We start from the raw sequence: 18,861 nt of genomic DNA on the forward strand, positions 1-18,861 counted from the left end.
GGAAACGCATTCTCCGGAGGTGTTAGTTTTGACAAATATGTATGTACCGATTGTCGTCGAACAGACGGCGCAAGGTGAACGGAGCTATGATATTTATTCCCGCCTCTTGAAAGACCGCATCGTCTTCCTCGGCGGTCCCATCGATGATGCCGTTGCCAACAGCATCATTGCTCAGCTCCTTTTCCTGGAAGCAGAAAATCCTGACAAGGATATCCATTTATACATCAACAGCCCTGGCGGCGTCGTCACGGCAGGCATGGCCATTTACGATACCATGCAGTACATCAAGCCGGACGTCTCGACGATTTGTGTCGGCTCTGCTGCCAGCATGGCGTCGGTACTCCTGACAGCCGGTGCCAAGGGCAAACGCTTTGCCCTGCCGCACTCCCAGGTCATGATCCACCAGCCTCTCGGCGGTGTACAGGGCCAGGCTACGGAAATCGAAATCCATGCCCGCGAAATCCTGCGCATGCGCAAGGAATTGAACGGCATCTTGTCTAAACATACAGGACAGCCCATTGACGTCATCCAGAAGGATACGGAACGGGATAATTTCATGACCGCTGAAGAAGCCAAGGCCTACGGCCTTATCGATGAAATCCTGACCCGTCCGCTGCCGGATGAAACGAAATAGGACAGGAGGAAGACAAGATGAACGATAGGAATGATGAACCGCGTTGCAGTTTCTGCGGCCGGCCCCAGAGTGAAGTACAGAAGCTCATTGCCGGTCCGGGCGTCTACATTTGCGACGAATGTGTTGCCGTAGCGCAGCACATCATGGAAGAGGAAAAGGCGGAAGAAACGCCGGACTTTCAGCTGAAAGACCTGCCGACACCGCATGAAATCAAGGCCACCCTTGATGAATACGTCATCGGTCAGGAAGCAGCCAAGAAGACTCTTTCCGTCGCTGTGTACAACCATTACAAGCGGCTCCAGACCAATTTCAGCGCCTCTGATGACGATGTAGAGCTCCAGAAATCTAATATCGTCATGGTCGGCCCGACCGGGAGCGGCAAGACCCTCCTGGCCCAGACCCTGGCCCGTCTCCTCGATGTGCCCTTTGCCATCGCCGATGCGACGAGCCTGACCGAAGCCGGCTATGTCGGCGAAGACGTCGAAAACTGCCTGCTCAAGCTCATCCAGGCTGCTGATTACGATATTGCCAAAGCTGAACGGGGCATCATCTATATCGACGAAATCGATAAGATTGCCCGTAAATCGGAAAACCCGTCCATTACTCGCGACGTTTCCGGTGAAGGCGTTCAGCAGGCCCTTTTGAAGATCCTCGAAGGGACCGTTGCCGGTGTTCCGCCTCAGGGCGGCCGCAAGCATCCTCATCAGGAAATGCTTCAGATCGACACGACGAACATCCTGTTCATCTGCGGCGGCGCTTTCGATGGTATCGACAAGACCATCCTCAACCGTACGACCGATAAGAACATGGGCTTTGGTGCGGACATCCACTCCAAGTCCGAACACTCCATGGAATCGCTCCTCAAGGAAATCATCCCGACGGACCTCCAGAAGTTCGGCCTCATCCCGGAATTGATTGGCCGCCTGCCCGTATTGGTTACCCTCAATCCTCTCGATGAAGATGCGATGGTACATATCTTGACAGAACCGAAGAACGCCCTGGTCAAGCAGTATCAGAAGATGCTGTCCATGGATGACGTAGATCTCGAATTTACGCCAGAAGCTCTTCAGGCCATTGCCAAGGAAGCGCTGCGGCGCAATACCGGTGCCCGTGGGCTTCGCTCCATCATCGAACGGATCATGCTCGACGTCATGTTTGATGTACCGAGCCGCGACGATGTCAGCAAGTGCGTCGTGACGGAAAAATGCGTCAAAGAAGGCGCTGAGCCCGACCTCGTACTGAAAGAGGCAAAATGATATAATGTACAATAAAACTCATTTCTTGAACCGGAAATGAGTTTTATTTTTCCATAGAAGAAGGTGAAACGTATGAACGAAAACGTTGTGCTCAATGAACAAGATATCCTGGCTTTGCCCTTTGTCCCGCTCCGGGGCATCGTGGTCTATCCGAAGCTGGTCAGCCACATCGACATCGGCCGCGATAAATCCCTGGCAGCCGTCGATTATGCCATGGAACACGACCGGCAGCTCCTGGTAGCTACCCAGGTCGATGAAAACGAAGACAATCCAGGTTTCGACGATGTCTATACCATCGGCTGCCTGGTCAAGATAGAACAGCTCCTGCGCATGCCTGGTGGCCTGGTCCGCATCCTGGTCAACGGGATTTCCCGCGTCCGCATGCAGGGCTTTTCCCAGAAGGCCGATTACCTCGAAGGGGCGGCTGTCAAAGTGGCCGAAATCAGCCGCAATGAAGTGGAAGAAGAAGCCCTGCGCCGGGTTGTCCTCAAGCGCCTCCTCGATTGGCTGGGCAATCTCCGCGATGGAGAAGAAGCCAGTGAAAATGCCAAGAACATCGACGAACCGGGTGTCCTGGCTGACTTTGCCGCTTCCCAGCTGCCCCTGCGGATCGTCATCCGCCAGCAGCTCCTGGAAACGGCCGATGTCGAAGCGCGCCTGCGCCGTATTGCGTCCCTCTTGGATACGGAAGTCGATATTGCCAACCTGGAATCGAAGCTGAACATGGAAGTCCGCGGCAAGATGGACCAGCAGCAGAAAGAATATTACCTACGTGAAAAGATCAAGGCCATTCATGAAGAATTGGGCGATAAAGTCGATAAGGATACGGAAGTCCAGGAACTTCGCGATAAGATCAAGAAGATGAAACTCGATGAAGACATCGAAAAAGCCCTGCTCAAAGAAGTAGACCGCCTCGATTCCATGCCGCCCATGATGGCAGAATCGGCAATCATCCGTACTTACCTCGACTGGGCCATGGCCCTACCTTGGAAGAAGGAAACCAAGGACCGCCTGGATCTCAATGAAGCGCAGAAAGTCCTCGACGAAGATCATTACGGACTGAAGAAGGTCAAAGACCGCATCATCGAATATTTAGCAGTCAAACAGCTGACGAACAGCCTGAAAGGGCCGATTCTCTGCTTCGTCGGCCCTCCGGGAACGGGTAAGACGAGCATTGCCAAATCCATTGCCCGCGCCATGAACCGCAAGTACGTCCGCGTATCCCTGGGCGGCGTCCGCGACGAAGCCGAAATCCGCGGCCATCGCCGCACCTACATTGGAGCCCTGCCGGGCCGCATCCTGGCCGGCATGAAGCAGGCCGGTGTCAAGAACCCGGTCTTCCTCCTCGATGAAATCGACAAGATGACTTCTGATATGCGCGGCGACCCGTCGTCGGCCATGCTGGAAGTCCTCGATCCGGAACAGAACAATACTTTCAGCGATCATTTCCTGGAACTGCCTTTCGACTTGTCGAAAGTATTCTGGATCACGACGGCCAACGTCCTCAGTGATATTCCCCGGCCCCTCATGGACCGCATGGAAATCATCGACTTCACGAGTTATACAGAAGAGGAAAAGGTCCAGATCGCCAAGCGCTATCTGGTACCGAAGCAGGTGAAAGAAAACGGTCTCCGGCCGAGTCAGGCCAAGTTCTCCGACGCCGTCCTGCGCCGTATCATCGAAGGATATACGAGGGAATCCGGCGTCCGTAACCTGGAAAAGACGATCGGTACGGTCTGCCGCCGTATTGGCAAGTCCCTGCTCATGAATGATGAAGTGCCGCTCAGCGTTTCTGTCAAGAACCTGGAAAAACTGCTCGGCCCGGTCAAATTCCTGCCGGAAACGGTCCATAAGGACGATGAAGTCGGTATCGTCACCGGCATGGCCTGGACTCAGGTCGGCGGGGAAGTCCTGGAAACAGAAGCTGTTGCCGTCAAAGGGAAGGGCCGCCTGCTGCTCACAGGCCAGCTCGGCGATGTCATGAAAGAATCGGCTGAAGCCGGCGTGACCTACGTCCGCAGCCGGGCCGATGTCCTGGGCATCGATGCCGATTTCTACGCCAACATGGACTTGCACATCCATCTGCCTGAAGGAGCTATCCCCAAGGATGGCCCATCAGCAGGTATCACCATGGCGACGGCCATCACATCGGCCCTGACGGGCAAAGCCGTCCGCCACGATGTCGCCATGACCGGCGAAATTACCCTGCGCGGCACGGTCCTGCCCGTAGGCGGCATCAAAGAAAAAGTCATCGCTGCTCATCGGGCGGGTATCAAGAAGATCCTCCTGCCGGAAGAAAACAAGCGAGATATGGACGAAGTGCCGCAGTCGGTCAAAAAGGATGTCAAATTCGTCTTTGTTCATCATATGGATGAAGTGCTGGCTCAGGCACTGGTGAAGTCCTGATGGCTTCGTACGATATCATCAAGGCCGCTTATGCCACGACGGCTGTCCGCCGCGACCAGTACCCTGAAGGGTCTGTACCGGAAGTGGCCTTCCTCGGCCGTTCCAACGTAGGTAAATCGAGCCTGATCAATTCCCTGTGCAACCACCGCGGCCTGGCCCGCGTCAGCGGTGCTCCGGGAAAGACCCAGACCATCAACTATTTCAGTGCCGCCCTGCGGCGGCGCGATGAAGCAGAAGGGGAGCAGCGGCTGCCTTTCTATTTAGTCGACCTGCCGGGCTATGGCTTTGCCAAGACCGGCGGCAAGAACCGCGACATGTGGAGTGCTTTCATCGGCGAATACGTCACGCAGTCGCCGAACCTCTGCGTCCTCTGTCTGCTCGTCGACCTGCGCCACCCGGGCCTGGCCATCGACCAGCAGGCCTATGACTGGCTGTCCAGTGCCGGCGTACCCCTGCAGATCGTCGGGACCAAGGCCGATAAGCTCAAGGCCAACGAAAAGAACCGCAACCTGGCCCAGTTAAATAAACTCTTCCCGTCGGACCGGCCGGCCCTGGCCTATTCGTCGCTCAAACGCGACGGCTTCGGCCCTTTGGCCAAGAACCTCTTCGAACGGGTGCTTCGGTTTAATGTTTGAGGCGATGGCTTTTAAATTTTACCCCATCCACATCAAACATCAAACTTTCAACTTCAAACCCAAAAAGGAGCTGTCTTCAAAGGACAGCTCCTTTTTTGCTCCCTTTACAAAGAACAATCTTTCTAGTTGGCTTCATTAAGCGAAAGTGGTATAATTAATTTGATTTATTGTCGGCCAGATGGGAGGTTGCATAATCATGGCGGTAGTTTCGATTGACAGTGATGCTGATTTTTCCGTGAAGGTCCTTCGCCAGCCGGGCATTGTCATCGCAGACTTCTGGGCTCCCTGGTGCGAGCCGTGCAAGATGGTTCATTCAGAAATCAGCCAGGCAGCCGCGAATTTTGGCGATGCTGTGAAAGTGGTACGCATCAATGTCGATACCATGCGGAATGTTGCCGAAAAATATGAAATCATGGCGGTTCCGACGTTATTGTTCTTTAAGGACGGGAAACCGCTGAAACGCATTATCGGCTATGCCTCGCAGACAGAAATCAGCAAGTTCCTGGCATCTGTCGTGGCAGAAAACAAGGCGGCCGGTTTTGACAACAAAAATATTGGGATGATATAATTGAATTTAGAAACGAGAGGGACGGGACGACAGGTATTGTCTATTGTCGTTCCAGTATATAACGAACAGCCGAACATTGAGAAGTTCTATGAAGAGGCGACGAAAGCCGCAGCGACACTTGATATGGACTATGAAATTATCTTTGTCGACGATGGTTCCAAAGATGCGACGCCCCTCATCCTCAGCCGCCTGACCCAGCAGGATGGACACGTACGGGCTTTTATCCTGGCTCGTAATTTTGGTCATCAGCTGGCCATTACCTGCGGCATGGATCATGCAATTGGCGACGCCGTGATCACCATGGATGGTGATTTGCAGCATCCGCCATCGATGATTCCTGAACTGGTCCGGAAATGGCGTGAAGGCAACGATGTCGTCCAGACGATACGTGAATCGACAGACGATGCGGGTTTCCTCAAACGGATAACGTCGAAATGGTATTACCGTATATTGAATACTGTATCTCCGGTCCACATCACACCGGGCGGATCCGATTTCCGCCTCATCGACAAAAGGGTACTGGAAACATTCAAGCAGTTCCGCGAACACGACCGCTTCATCCGCGGCATGATCGGCGATATCGGCTATACCCAGACCTTCATTCATTTCGTAGCGCCGAGGCGCTATGCCGGGAAATCCAAGTTTTCCGTGCGCAAGATGCTGCATTTTGCCCTCGACGGGATCATGGCTTATTCTAAGATTCCCCTGCGGGTTTCCTTTTACGTCGGCATGCTGAGCGGCTTATTGAGCCTGCTACTGATCCTGCATGTCATTTACTGTAATATCGTGGGCGAAGCCGTACAGGGCTGGACGACGACGATGATCGTCGACTGCCTGTTCAGCGGCTTTCAGCTCATTTTTATCGGTGTCATCGGAGAGTATATAGGACGTATATTTGAAGAGGTAAAGCATAGACCTCTGTATTGGCTGCGGGCTGAACTCGGCCAGCATAAAGACAGGTAAGCCCTTGCGTTGTATGGCCTTCGAGACAGAGAGGAGTATTTATGTGGAAAAAAATCAGTAAAGTTTGGATATTGGCCGCACTTTTCGTTTTCGCCGCCCTGCCGGTGCTGGCAGCTTCACCGCTGACCATTGGCAGCCGGGGCGATGAAGTCCGTTCCATTCAGCAGATCCTTCGCAGCAAAGGCTATCGGGTCAATGTCAACGGCGTTTATACGAAAGATACGGCACAGGCTGTATCGCAGTATCAGAAAGATAAGAAGATCCAGGTCAGCGGCAAGGTCGGCGGCTGGACGTATTATCTCCTGACAGGCAATCGTTCCAAACTGCCGCCGAAGCCGGTCATGAAGAAAGGGCAGAGTACGCGCTTCAACAATGGTGCTATCAGCAAATACCGCCATTTCAGCGGCGGCGATGCCTTCGGCAACCAGCTGGTCCATTCCGCTTATCAGTATTTAGGGATTCCTTACGTATTCGGCGGGAATACGCCGGCTGAAGGCTTCGACTGCTCAGGCTTTACGAAATATGTCTTTTCCCATAATGGCATCAACCTGCCGCGCCTGGCCGATGAACAATATGAAGTGGGCCAGCGGGTCCGCCGGAGCGAACTCATGCCGGGCGACCTGGTTTTCTTTACGACGTATGAACCAGGCGTATCCCATACGGGCATCTATGTCGGCAACAACAATTTCATCAGTGCCACCAGCAGTGGCGGTATCCGCGTAGACAGCCTCGACAGCGGTTATTGGTCGCCGCGCTATGTCGGTGCTACACGGGTCCGGAGATAGGCAAACTGGCTAGGGAACAGTCGTCCTCTAGCCTTTCCTTATACAACCGGCCTGTGGGATAAAAAATAACAAGAAAAGGTTGCCGAACAGGGGGAAATGAGCGTATAATTTTCCCATGTAGAAAGATATTTAGAGGGAGTGTTTACGATATGAAGTACATGACGGGTAATGAAATCCGCAAAGCTTATTTACAATTCTTTAAGAGCAAGGAGCATTTGATCCTGCACAGCTTTCCGCTCATTCCGGAAAACGACCCGAGCCTGCTCCTCATCGGCGCCGGCATGGCACCGCTCAAGCCGTATTTCACGGGGAAGCTCGTACCGCCGTCGTACCGCGTCACGACCAGCCAGAAGTGCATCCGCACCGACGATATCGACAACGTAGGCCGTACAGCCCGTCACCATACGTTCTTTGAAATGCTGGGCAACTTCTCGTTCGGCAATTATTTCAAGAAAGAAGCCATTTCCTGGGCCTGGGAATTTCTGACCAAGGTCTTGGAACTGGATACGGACAAATTGTATGTCACCATTTATCCTGACGATAAAGAAGCCTATGATTACTGGCATAATATGATCGGCCTGGCTGATGAACGGATTTTCAAATTCGACGATAACTTCTGGGAAATCGGCGAAGGCCCGTGCGGTCCGGACAGCGAAATCTTCTATGACCTCGGCCCGGAACGGGGCTGTGGCAAACCGACATGCACTGTCGGCTGCGACTGCGACCGCTATCTGGAAATCTGGAATCTCGTCTTTACCCAGTACAACCGCACCAAAGACGGCAAGTACGAACCGCTGGCCAAGAAGAACATCGATACGGGCTGCGGCCTGGAACGACTGGCTTCGGTCATCCAGCAGAAAGAATCGAACTTTGAAACGGATCTCATCTTCCCGATCATTGAAAAAGTTATCGCTATTTCCGGCGGCGATTACAGTGATCCCCGGCAGAAGATGGCCATGAAGGTCATTGCCGACCATATCCGTGCCATTACCTTCATGATTTCCGATGGTATCCTGCCGTCCAATGAAGGCCGCGGCTACGTCCTGCGCCGTATCCTGCGCCGTGCTGTCCGCTTCGGCCGTCTCCTGGGTATTCAGGACCTCTTCCTGGCAGGCCTCGTCGATACGGTCCTGGACATCCTCGGCGACGAATATCCGGAAACGCGGGAACACGAAGCCCTCATCAAACAGATCATCAATACTGAAGAAAAACAGTTCAGTGCTACCCTGGCACAGGGCATGGAACTGCTCAATGATATGATGGCCCATGTCGGTGACGACAAAGTCCTCACGGGGGCAGAAGTCTTCAAGCTCTATGATACGTATGGCTTCCCGATGGAACTGACTGAAGAAATCGCTGGCGAACAGGGCTTCAAAGTCGATAAAGACGGCTTCCAGGCAGCCATGAAGGAACAGCAGGACCGGGCCCGCGCTGCGCATACCAAGGTTTCGGCCAAAGTCGCTACGCCGGATACGACGAAACTGGACCAGTCCAAACTGGTCAACGACGAAAGTGCTGTCAAAGCGACGATTGCCATGATTGGCAAGGACGGTGTCGAAATCAGCGAAGCCCGCGATGGCCAGGAAGTGACGATCATCCTCGATGACAACCCCTTCCATGCCGAAGGCGGCGGACAGCTCAGCGATACAGGCGTCCTCTGTGCGGCTGAAGGCAAGGCCAAGGTTACCGATGCCCAGGCTCTGCCGAATGGCTTGGTATACCTCATCGCTGAAATTACAGAAGGCGTTCTCCGTACCGGCGACGCCGTCGATATTGCCGTCGATAAACAGCGCCATCTGAACCTGGCCCGCAACCACACGGCAACGCACCTCTTGCAGGCTGCCCTCCGCAAGGTACTGGGCAACCACGTCAATCAGGCCGGCTCCCTGGTCACGCCGGATCACCTGCGCTTCGACTTCACCCATTTCTCGCCGGTCACGCAGGCCGAATTGGATAAAATCGAAGCCCTGGTCAACGAAGAAATCCTCAAGAACGTCCCTGTTACCATCGAAGAAATGGCTCTGGATGCCGCTAAGGAAAAAGGCGCCATGGCCTTGTTCGGTGAAAAATATGGTGATGTCGTCCGCGTCGTCTCCGTCGACGACTTCAGCTGCGAACTCTGCGGCGGTTCTCATGTCGCCAATACGTCGGTCATCGGCTCCTTCCGCATTACCAGCGAAACCGGTACGGGTTTCGGCGTACGCCGCATCGAAGCCGTCACCGGTCCGGCAGCCCTCAAGCTGGCCAAGGACGAATCGCAGGAACTGCAACAGCTGGCAGGCCTCTTGAAAGCCAAAGTCGGCGACGCACCGGCTAAACTGGAAGCTCTCCTGGCCCAGTTGAAGGATACGGAAAAAGAATTGGCACAGCTCAAGAAAGACGCAGCCTTGTCCGATATGGACAGCATCTTGGCAGCGAAGGAAGACATCGGCGGCGTCCCCGTCGTCGCAGCTTCGGCTCAGGCTGATTCCATGGACAACCTGCGCGATTTGGCCGATACCGTCCTGGATAAACTCGGCAGCGGCGTCGTCCTCCTGGGCATGACCCATGGTGACAAAGTCAACTTCGTCTGCAAAGTCGCCAAGGGCGATACGAAAAAAGGACTCCATGCCGGCAAGATCATCAAAGCAGCGGCTCAGGCTGCTGGTGGCAACGGCGGCGGCCGTCCCGACATGGCTCAGGCTGGCGGCAAAGAACCGGAAAAATTGGCAGAAGCCCTGAAAGCCGGCGTCCAGGCCGTAAGCGATATTTTAGCATAGATTTTTGGCAGTCATGCCAATCGAATAAAAAAGGATGTGAGTGAACATGGCAGTAAGCGACGAAACGATGATTATGCAAAACCGAAGTGAAGAAAAGACCGTTGCATCCATGATTCTGGAAGATGTGTACCATGCATTGGAAGAAAAAGGATACAACCCGATTAATCAGATCGTAGGCTATCTCCTGTCCGGTGACCCGACGTACATCACGAGCCACAACAATGCTCGCAGCAATATCCGGCGCATCGAACGGGATGAGCTCATCGAAGAATTGGTCCGTTCGTACGTCAAACAGCACAATTTATAGGAGACATATGAGAATTTTAGGACTCGATGTCGGTTCCAAGACCATCGGCGTTGCCTGCAGCGATGCCTTGCTGATTACGGCACAGGGCGTAGAAACGATCCGCCGTCAATCCGATGAAGCAGACTTTGCTCGTCTGCGCGAACTGATCAAAGAAAAAGAAGTACATCGCATCGTCGTAGGCAAACCGCGTCATATGAACGGTGACTACAGCGAGAATATGAAGAAAATCGAAGAATTCGTCGAACGATTCCAGCAAACCGTCCCGGATATAGACATTGTCTATTGGGATGAACGCCTGACGACCGTCATGGCCCAGAATGTATTGAAGGAAGGCAATGTGCGCCGCGAAAAGCGCAAGAAGTTTGTCGATAAAATGGCAGCCATCCTCATTTTACAGAATTATTTAGACGCTCAATCTCATTAAGGAGGACTATTATGTCGGAAGAAATGAACAACGAATTAGAAGAAGTCATCATCGTAACCGCAACTGATGACGAAGGCAACGAAGTGGAATATCAGGAAGTGCAGCGCATCTCCCTCGATGGCAACGTATTCGCCCTGCTCGTCGAAGTCACAGAAGACGAAGAAGGCGGTGATGCTATCATAGCCCGCGTTGACCAGGAAGATGGTGAAGACGTCTACGTCGCACCGACGGACGAAGAATTTGAAGCAGCCAATGCAAAATTCGATGAACTCTTAGATGAATAAGTGACTGGAGAGAGCGTCACAGGAAGGCTTCTGTCGTCATGTGATGCTCCTTTCTTTATTGTTTGTAGTACGGAGTTTGTAGTTTGTAGAAGAGGGCTTAAATTTAGAGCCATCTACTAGCCACTAACTGCTAACAACTAACTACTTAAAAGGCGCTGTCTTCGTAGACGGCGCCTTTTATCATAAGGAGGCCCCATGGATTTACCGTCGATACAGCAGCTGCGGAATTTCGTCATTTATGGGAAGTATGGGAACTTCACGACGGCTGCCAATGCTGCCAACATCACCCAGTCGGCTTTTAGTGCGCAGATGAAGAAATTGGAAGACCTCGTCGGCGTCCGCCTCATTGAACGCTCGAACAGGGGGAGTCATCTGACACCGGCCGGGAAGCTGTTCTATACGAAAATAGCCCGTATTTTGGGCGAATTGGAGGAGGCTATGAGCGAACTGCCAGGACGGATGGGGAAGACCCAGCCCCTGTCTGTAGGCATCATGCTGTCCTTAGGGGATGTCCACATGAACCGGCACCTGGCTTATTTCCAGGAACATCACAGCGGCGCTTCGTTCCGGGTCTATAACCTGGAAGTCCGGGAGATGATCCAATGGCTGAAAGAAGATCGCCTGGATATTGTATCGCTCTTTTACTTGCCGGCGCTGCATCTGGAAGAGTATGAGAAGGTCTTCTTCGGCATCGAGAACCTCGTCTATTACGGGCCGAACCTCAAGTTGCCGGAACATGCCGTGACGCCGCAATATGTGGCGTCCCAGCCGTTGGCCCAGTATTCGCCCCAGTATGAGATGAATCGCTACATCAACCATTATTTCACGTCCCACGCCTGTCCGCCTCAGGAGACGCAGGCCTGGTTCTCGACGCCTTATGCCATGATGAACTACTGTCAGCAGAACCGCATCGGGGCTATCCTGCCGGAACGCTTCCTCCAGGCCATGGGCATTGCCAAAGGTTACTGTGAATTGGAACCGCCCCTGCGCCTTCCGTGTTATCTCGTGTATAAGAAAGACAACCCGAAATACGCGACGATCCAGGTTTTCGTCGATTATATCCGCCGCGTCTATCATATTAAAAAATAATGATAAAGGTATCTGCCATCATATAAAACGATGGCAGGTATCTTTTTTTTGCGTTATACAAGACGGGAAAGAAGGTGTAGAATCTAGCTTGCAAATACGAAAGGAGCAGTGAATACACAATGTCGAATCAATCACTTTGGAACAAAGATTTCCTTCTCGACACAGGTATCAATTTTGTAGTCTATCTTATTTATTACTTATTAATGGTCATCATCGCCGTCGTCGCCAAAGACCAATTGCACGCTTCCCTCGGTGAAGCCGGACTGGCTTCGGGCATCTTCATTGTCGGCACCCTGCTGGCACGCTTGCAGTTCGGCAAGGCTATTGAATTATACGGTCGCCGCAAGTCCTTATATGGCGGGATCCTCTTTTATTTCGTAACGACCTTATTATACTTTTATATCCCGAATCTCGCTATTCTCTATGGCATCCGCTTCCTCAACGGCATGGCCTATGGTATCGTCTCGACGGCGACCAATACGATCGTCGCTTCTTGCATTCCGGCAGAAAAACGGGGCGAAGGCATCAACTACTACGGCTTGAGCACCAGCCTGGCTGCCGCTGTCGGCCCCTTCCTGGGTATGTTCCTCATCGTCGTCACGAACTTCACCTTTATCATCACCCTCTGTGCCGTTCTCGTCGGCTTGTGCATGATTGGCTGCATCGCCCTCCATATCGACGAAATCACGCTTACGTCGGAACAGGTTGCCCGCATGAAAGCCATGACCCTCGACAATTACGTCGAATATCGCGTACTGATCATCTCCATCATCGGCTTCTTCATGGGCTTCGCTTATTCCAGCGTCCTGACATTCTTGGCCGCTTATGCTCGTGAAATCAACCTGGTCCAGGCCGGTACGTTCTTCTTCGTCGTCTATGCCGTTGTCATCACTATCACTCGTCCGATGACGGGTGTCATCTTCGACCACAAAGGCGAAAACTACGTCCTCTATCCCTGCTACATCTGCCTGGCTATCGGCTTGTTCCTCCTCAGCATTACCGGTGCTTCTTGGCAGCTGCTCTTATCGGGCGTCTTCGTTGGCCTTGGCTATGGTACGTTCATGTCCAACGGTCAGGCTGTCTGCATCAAATTGACCCCGTCGTACCGCATCAGCGTTGCCTTATCGACGTACTTCGTCGCTTTGGACCTCGGCATCGGCGTAGGGCCCTATGTCCTCGGCAGCCTCCACGGCCTGCTCACCTTCCCGCAGCTCTATGCTGTAGCAGCCATCGTCGCTGTTGCCTGCTTCATCATGTACCATGCCTTCTACGGCCGCAAGATCAATCTCATCAACCGTGCCGTCCGCATCTACATCCACGCATAACACGCAATTACAATAGATCCTATCCCCAGATTCGAGGGCTTGTCGTATGGCGACAAGCCCTCTTTTAGGTTCATCGTAGGTCGTTCATCGTAAATTGAAGGGACAAAAAATCCATCGCGACGAATCACGAACCACTAGCCACGAACCACTTTTTTCAGTTATAATGGATATAAGGAAAAAGGGGAGAGAGACATGACCATCAAAACGAGAATCCTGGCAGGGCTTGCCTGTATTTGCTTGATATTGACGATTTTTTTCTGGCCTGGCAAGGAAGAAGAGGCTTATAGTTCGGATGTCATCAAGGAAGCGGAAGACGTGACGACGGCTGAAACGGAAATGATGGCCCCTGATGAATCTCTGGAATCACCTAATGGTACGGTGCGGCTTCAGGCCTTGTATAATGAGAAACCGGTTTGCCTCTTCTTCTGGTCTTCCTGGAGCCAGGACAGTTTGCGCCAGCTCGCAGCACTGGAAGAAGTGTATCCAACGTATGGGCAAGCCATTCAGTTTGTGACGGTCCCTGTCGGACCGGACCAGGAGGACAGCTTGTCTTATATGAAGCAGAGCGGGGCAGGCCTGCCTGTCTATTGTGTCCGGGAACCGATGCTGAAGGAATATGGCGTCCATGACATACCGAAACTCATCTTCATCGCCCGCGGTGGCCAGATGACGCGCCCCTTCGACAGCGTTTTGACGCCGCGACAGTTGTCCTATGAAATGGAAAAGTTATTAAAATAATTTTTCTATTTCCCTTGCCAAAAAGAGAAAAGTAGGTTATAATAAACGAGTCGCACAGAGAAGTATAAAATATGGGCGGTTAGCTCAGTTGGTTAGAGTATCTCGTTGACATCGAGGGGGTCGATGGTTCGAATCCATTATCGCCCACCATATTGTGTGAAAAAAGAGGCTGTCGCATTAAGACAGCCTCTTTTTGAGTTTTAAGTTTGTAGTTTTTAGTTTGCAGCAAATGGTAAAAAATTAAAGCCAGCTTCTACAAAATATAAAGCAACCTCTCAGACCGCCTGAGGCGGCCAGCTCCCCTAAAAAGGGAGCCTTTGCGAACTGCTGCCTGCTATTAGAACTTCCCTTCATCGTACATCTTGATTTTCCAGTTCAGGTGCTGCAGGGCCTCTTGAATATCTTTCATGCGGCTTTCTAAATGGTCCCGTTCTTCTGTGAGGATTTGACGCCGTTCTTTGCGCGTCGCCTCGCCTTGCTGAAAGAGTTCCATATACCGCGACAGGCCGTCGATGGAGACGCTGGCTGCGCGCATGCATTTGATGAAGGCAATGGTATTGCAGTTTTCCTGGCTGTAATTGCGGATACCGTTCTTATCACGGCTTACGTTGTGGATGAGGCCGATTTTTTCGTAATAGCGCAGCGTATCCGGCGAAATCTGGAATTTTTCACTGACATCTTTTATCTTCAAAACAATCCCTCCTTACCTTTATTATACTGGTTAGAGTGGAGTTCAAGTCAAGCTGTGAAAAATGTTGAAAAAAGCCCTTGCCAAAATGTGAAAAGTAGGTTATAATAAACAAGTCGCACAGAGAAGTACGAAATATGGGCGGTTAGCTCAGTTGGTTAGAGTATCTCGTTGACATCGAGGGGGTCGATGGTTCGAATCCATTACCGCCCACCATATTGTGTGCGAAAAAGGACTTGTCGCTATGCGGCAAGTCCTTTTTTAGGTGCGCCCGGCATGGGCGCACTCTAATGGGTGAAAGTCCCTAAGCCGCCCGGTAGCGGGAAGGCTATAGCCAGAACCAAGGGTGTCCATCGTGAGATGGAATCTGAAGGAAGGTCGAGGCAAATCTCTGGTCTGACGAACAGAAATCACATAAGGCTAGTCATGGGGATAAGGCCGCCTAACAGGTTGAAGTCCCATAGCTACACGGAACCATGAATAGTAGATGTGGCAGACACATGGAGAGAAAGAGTGCGTTCTTACCCGGGGAGGCCTCATGGACATGATGGTGCCATATAGATTGGACATCATGGTTGAAATAAGATTTATCATGAGGAGTCAGCCGAGGCCATAGTACCTTATGGGCTATAGACCATGAGGAAAGGGCCGAATCCTAGGAGATGTTAGTTAATGAAAGTAACCAATCATGGAATGAAAGACAGAAAACTTCATCAAGAAGGCTGTCCACAAAAAGAGGTTGCGGAACAACCGGGATATGTGGAAGCGTCTGCCCATGCGAGGATTGCTGAACACAACGACATCATTGCAAGCTTGCCAGCGGACAGTCTGTTGAAGCAGATTTTATCACGAGACAACTTAAATGGTGCCTATAAGAAGGTAAAGTCTAATCGAGGAACCGGCGGGGTCGACAGGATGAGTGTAGATGAACTTCTACCCTACCTGCGGGAACATCGCCTGGACCTCCTTCAGCAAATACGGAATGGGAAATATAAGCCCCAGCCAGTCCGTCGGGTTGAAATACCCAAAGAGGAAAAAGGGAAATTCCGGAAATTAGGAATCCCTACGGTCGTAGACCGCATGATACAACAGGCGATTACGCAGGTTCTTGTGCCTATCTACGAGCCACAGTTTTCAGATAGCAGTTTCGGGTTCCGTCCCAAACGGGGCGCCCACGATGCGTTGAAACAATGCCAGGCCTATGCAGATGAGGGCTATGTCTACGTCGTAGACATGGACTTGGAGAAATTTTTCGACAATGTCTGCCAAAGCAAATTGATAGAAGTTCTGTCAAGGAGCGTAAAAGACGGCCGGGTCATCTCGCTGATACACCAATATCTCCATGCTGGTGTTATCCGGCATGGGATGTTCGAACGAAGTGAACAGGGGGTTCCCCAAGGAGGGCCATTGAGTCCGCTCTTGAGTAACATCATGCTGAATGAGCTGGATAAGGAGCTGGAACGGCGCGGACATAAATTTGTCCGCTATGCAGATGACTGCATGATACTCTGCAAAAGCAGAAGAAGTGCCGAAAGGACCTTGGAAAGCATCACTCGATATATTGAGAAGAAATTATTTCTCAAGGTGAATCGAAATAAGACGCACGTAGCCCACATCCGCTATGTTAAATATCTGGGATATGGCTTCTACCGAAAGAATGGAAAATGCCGACTCCGGGTGCATCCGAAATCCATTACTAAGATGAAAGACCGTTTGCGGTTTATATTGAAACGAAGCAATGGAAAAGGAAACGAAGTGAGAGCCCTTCTATTGAAACGATTCATAAAGGGATGGGTGAATTACTTTAAACTAGCGAATATGAAGGAACTGCTAATTCAAATTGACAGATGGATTCGACGCAAAATACGAACCATATACTGGAAACAATGGAAGAAGGTACGGACGAAACACCGGATGATAAGCCAATACGGCGCGCCCAAGTGGGTAGTGTTGGAAATGGCTAACTGCCGAAAAGGTCCGTGGCGAGCAGCGGCAATGCTGAACTCAGTTCTTACGAATAAAGAAATAGCCCGCCTTGGCTACATAACCATGACGAGCTATTACAAGCAAGTATGCGAAAACTAGGAAACCGCCGTGTACCGAACGGTACGCACGGTGGTGTGAGAGGTCGGGATTTCTACTCAGAAATCCCTCCTACTCGATCAGTCAGCGGCTAGCAGTTAGCGAATGGTTTTAAATTTGACGCCATCCACTAAAAACTACAAATGCTGAGAAAGCAACCTCTCAGACCGCCTTTGGCGGCCAGCTCTCCTATGAGGAGAGCCTTTCGTCAAACATCAAGTCTCAAGCCTCAAGCATCAAAGACAAAGAAAACATGAGAGATAACAAAAAGCTTTACAAGAGTTTTCTTTTTTTTATTGAAAATTTATGGATTTTGCTTTATAATAAACAAGTGTATTCATGTATTATACATTTGTAACATGGAATCATTGATATTTTAGGGTAGGAGGTTTTCTTTATGCATAGTTTATGGAATGCATTGAACCGCATCAGCCTGATTAAGCAGATCCTCGTCGGCTTGATCATCGGTATCGTCGTGGCCATGGCTTTCCCGGCAGCTGGGAAGGAATTGGCTTTGCTCGGCGTCATTTTCGTCGGTGCCTTGAAGGGCATCGCCCCGGTCTTGGTCTTCGTCCTGGTCTCCGCTGCCTTGAGCCGCAAACAGGAAGATCACGAATCGAACATCAAAGATGTCATCATCCTGTATCTTATCGGTACCTTTTTAGCGGCTTTCTTCGCCGTCATGATCAGTTTCGTCTTCCCGCTGACGCTGCAGCTCGACGTATCGGCTGCCAGCAATAAGGCGCCTGAAGGCATTGCCGAAGTCTTGACGACGCTCCTCAAGAACATCGTCGATAACCCGGTCCACGCTCTGATGACGGGCAACTACATCGGGATCCTCGGCTGGGCCTGCCTGTTCGGCGTCGCCGTCCGCCGCGTTTCCGAATCGTCGAAAGCCGTCCTCGATGACTGTGCCGACGCCGTTACGACTTGTGTCCAGTGGATCATCCGCCTGGCTCCGCTCGGCATCATGGGCCTCGTCGCTGACTCCGTTTCGTCCAATGGTATCGGTGCCCTCATCGGCTATGCTAAATTGCTCTGCCTCTTGTTAGGGACGATGCTGCTCTTTGCCTTCGTCGTCAACCCGATCATCGTCTATGCCAAGATCCACCGCAATCCCTATCCGCTGGTCTGGAAATGCATCAAGACGTCTGGGGTCACGGCCTTCTTTACGCGCAGCTCGGCTGCTAACATCCCGGTCAACCTGTCCTTGGCCAAAGAAATCGGTGTCAATCCCGATACGTATACCGTTACGATTCCCCTCGGGGCCACGATTAACATGTCCGGCGCAGCTATCACCATTTCTATCATGACCTTGGCCGCTGTCCATACCTTAGGGATTGCCGTCGACTTCCCGACAGCCCTCCTGCTCAGCGTTCTCTCGGCCATCGGTGCCTGCGGGGCTTCCGGCGTTGCCGGCGGCTCTCTGCTGCTGATCCCCATGGCCTGCAGCCTCTTCGGCATCTCCAATGATATTGCCATGCAGGTTGTCGGCGTCGGCTTCATCATCGGCGTTTTACAGGACTCGACGGAAACGGCCCTCAACTCGTCGACAGATATCCTCTTCACAGCCGCTGCCGACTTCGCCCAGCGCGGTTATCCCGAACACCTGGGCGGCCACGAAGTAAGCCATCAAGGGTAGGAACGCCCATGTAGGGGAGGCCCATGTAGGGGACGCCCAGAGGGCGTCCCGCCGTCCGCCGTTCGCATGTAGGGGCGCCACGTGGGGCGCCCGCCATAGATTATAATGAATAACGCAATTCGCCGTTCGCAAAAGTACCCTCGCATGACGATATTCATCATGCGAGGGCCTTTTTGTGTCAAAAGCAACCTCTCAGACCGCCTTCGGCGGCCAGCTCCCCTATAAGGGGAGCCGCTAGCCACGAGCCACGAACCACGAGCCACTAAAAAAGCGTTG

At 52.1% G+C, this 18,861-nt stretch carries 17 protein-coding genes and 2 tRNA genes; 18 read left to right on the top strand and 1 reads right to left on the bottom strand.

From position 1 onward, the window contains the following. The first annotated feature begins 37 nt into the window (after window positions 1-37). The 15 genes from clpP to C6362_RS07675 all read left to right on the top strand — a co-directional run bounded on the left by clpP (window position 38) and on the right by C6362_RS07675 (window position 14,323). Complete coding sequence (clpP, locus tag C6362_RS07605) at window positions 38-634, top strand: ATP-dependent Clp endopeptidase proteolytic subunit ClpP (RefSeq protein ID WP_027895124.1); 597 nt, start codon at window positions 38-40, stop codon at window positions 632-634. A 17-nt stretch (window positions 635-651) separates the two neighbouring features. Continuing rightward, a complete protein-coding gene (gene clpX / locus C6362_RS07610; protein ID WP_014016142.1) occupies window positions 652-1,890 on the top strand; it encodes an ATP-dependent Clp protease ATP-binding subunit ClpX in 1,239 nt (412 codons plus the stop codon). Window positions 1,891-1,962: 72 nt separating this feature from the next. Beyond that, window positions 1,963-4,296 carry an endopeptidase La gene (gene lon / locus C6362_RS07615; protein ID WP_014016143.1) on the top strand — a complete coding sequence of 778 codons (2,334 nt, stop codon included), beginning with the start codon at window positions 1,963-1,965 and terminating at the stop codon, window positions 4,294-4,296. Beyond that, window positions 4,296-4,931: a ribosome biogenesis GTP-binding protein YihA/YsxC gene (yihA, locus tag C6362_RS07620; protein WP_014016144.1), complete on the top strand. Its 636-nt coding sequence runs from the start codon at window positions 4,296-4,298 to the stop codon at window positions 4,929-4,931. Before lon ends, yihA begins: the two co-directional genes overlap by 1 nt. 196 nt (window positions 4,932-5,127) lie before the next feature. Beyond that, complete coding sequence (gene trxA / locus C6362_RS07625; protein ID WP_014016145.1) at window positions 5,128-5,499, top strand: thioredoxin; 372 nt, start codon at window positions 5,128-5,130, stop codon at window positions 5,497-5,499. 36 nt (window positions 5,500-5,535) lie between these two features. Further along, the gene (locus C6362_RS07630; protein ID WP_014016146.1) at window positions 5,536-6,462 is read left to right on the top strand and encodes a glycosyltransferase family 2 protein; all 927 of its coding nucleotides are present in this window, start codon (window positions 5,536-5,538) and stop codon (window positions 6,460-6,462) included. A 41-nt stretch (window positions 6,463-6,503) separates the two neighbouring features. Next, window positions 6,504-7,247, top strand: a complete 744-nt coding sequence (locus C6362_RS07635; RefSeq protein WP_014016147.1) for a C40 family peptidase — start codon at window positions 6,504-6,506, stop codon at window positions 7,245-7,247. A gap of 158 nt (window positions 7,248-7,405) precedes the next feature. Continuing rightward, window positions 7,406-10,006 carry an alanine--tRNA ligase gene (gene alaS / locus C6362_RS07640; protein ID WP_173364627.1) on the top strand — a complete coding sequence of 867 codons (2,601 nt, stop codon included), beginning with the start codon at window positions 7,406-7,408 and terminating at the stop codon, window positions 10,004-10,006. 46 nt (window positions 10,007-10,052) lie between these two features. Beyond that, on the top strand, window positions 10,053-10,313 hold the full coding sequence (locus C6362_RS07645; RefSeq protein WP_027895127.1) for an IreB family regulatory phosphoprotein: 261 nt from the start codon (window positions 10,053-10,055) through the stop codon (window positions 10,311-10,313). Window positions 10,314-10,320: 7 nt separating this feature from the next. Continuing rightward, window positions 10,321-10,737 carry a Holliday junction resolvase RuvX gene (gene ruvX, locus C6362_RS07650; RefSeq protein ID WP_014016150.1) on the top strand — a complete coding sequence of 139 codons (417 nt, stop codon included), beginning with the start codon at window positions 10,321-10,323 and terminating at the stop codon, window positions 10,735-10,737. Between the two features lie 11 nt (window positions 10,738-10,748). After that, on the top strand, window positions 10,749-11,021 hold the full coding sequence (locus C6362_RS07655; RefSeq protein WP_014016151.1) for a DUF1292 domain-containing protein: 273 nt from the start codon (window positions 10,749-10,751) through the stop codon (window positions 11,019-11,021). Between the two features lie 195 nt (window positions 11,022-11,216). Next, window positions 11,217-12,110, top strand: coding sequence for a LysR family transcriptional regulator (locus C6362_RS07660; RefSeq protein ID WP_014016152.1), 894 nt, complete (start codon window positions 11,217-11,219; stop codon window positions 12,108-12,110). A gap of 119 nt (window positions 12,111-12,229) precedes the next feature. Continuing rightward, window positions 12,230-13,435 carry an MFS transporter gene (locus C6362_RS07665; protein WP_014016153.1) on the top strand — a complete coding sequence of 402 codons (1,206 nt, stop codon included), beginning with the start codon at window positions 12,230-12,232 and terminating at the stop codon, window positions 13,433-13,435. 192 nt (window positions 13,436-13,627) lie between these two features. Beyond that, entirely contained in the window at window positions 13,628-14,173 is a 546-nt protein-coding gene (locus C6362_RS07670) for a TlpA family protein disulfide reductase (protein ID WP_014016154.1), read from the top strand. 73 nt (window positions 14,174-14,246) lie between these two features. Beyond that, window positions 14,247-14,323: transfer RNA gene (locus C6362_RS07675), tRNA-Val, on the top strand. A gap of 187 nt (window positions 14,324-14,510) precedes the next feature. Here C6362_RS07675 and C6362_RS07680 read toward each other — a convergent pair. Continuing rightward, window positions 14,511-14,864 (bottom strand): MerR family transcriptional regulator, encoded by a 354-nt coding sequence (locus C6362_RS07680; RefSeq protein WP_014016155.1) that lies wholly within the window; start codon window positions 14,862-14,864, stop codon window positions 14,511-14,513. A 136-nt stretch (window positions 14,865-15,000) separates the two neighbouring features. On the opposite strand from C6362_RS07680, the gene C6362_RS07685 reads away from it, so the two are divergent. From C6362_RS07685 to sstT, 3 genes are all read left to right on the top strand, one after another. Then, window positions 15,001-15,077, top strand: a tRNA-Val gene (locus C6362_RS07685). A gap of 477 nt (window positions 15,078-15,554) precedes the next feature. Continuing rightward, complete coding sequence (gene ltrA, locus C6362_RS07690) at window positions 15,555-16,946, top strand: group II intron reverse transcriptase/maturase (protein WP_198407942.1); 1,392 nt, start codon at window positions 15,555-15,557, stop codon at window positions 16,944-16,946. Between the two features lie 394 nt (window positions 16,947-17,340). Then, window positions 17,341-18,585: a serine/threonine transporter SstT gene (sstT, locus tag C6362_RS07695; RefSeq protein WP_014016156.1), complete on the top strand. Its 1,245-nt coding sequence runs from the start codon at window positions 17,341-17,343 to the stop codon at window positions 18,583-18,585. Window positions 18,586-18,861 lie beyond the last annotated feature (276 nt).

The organism is Megasphaera elsdenii DSM 20460 (assembly GCF_003010495.1).
In the GTDB taxonomy this organism is placed as follows: domain Bacteria; phylum Bacillota; class Negativicutes; order Veillonellales; family Megasphaeraceae; genus Megasphaera; species Megasphaera elsdenii.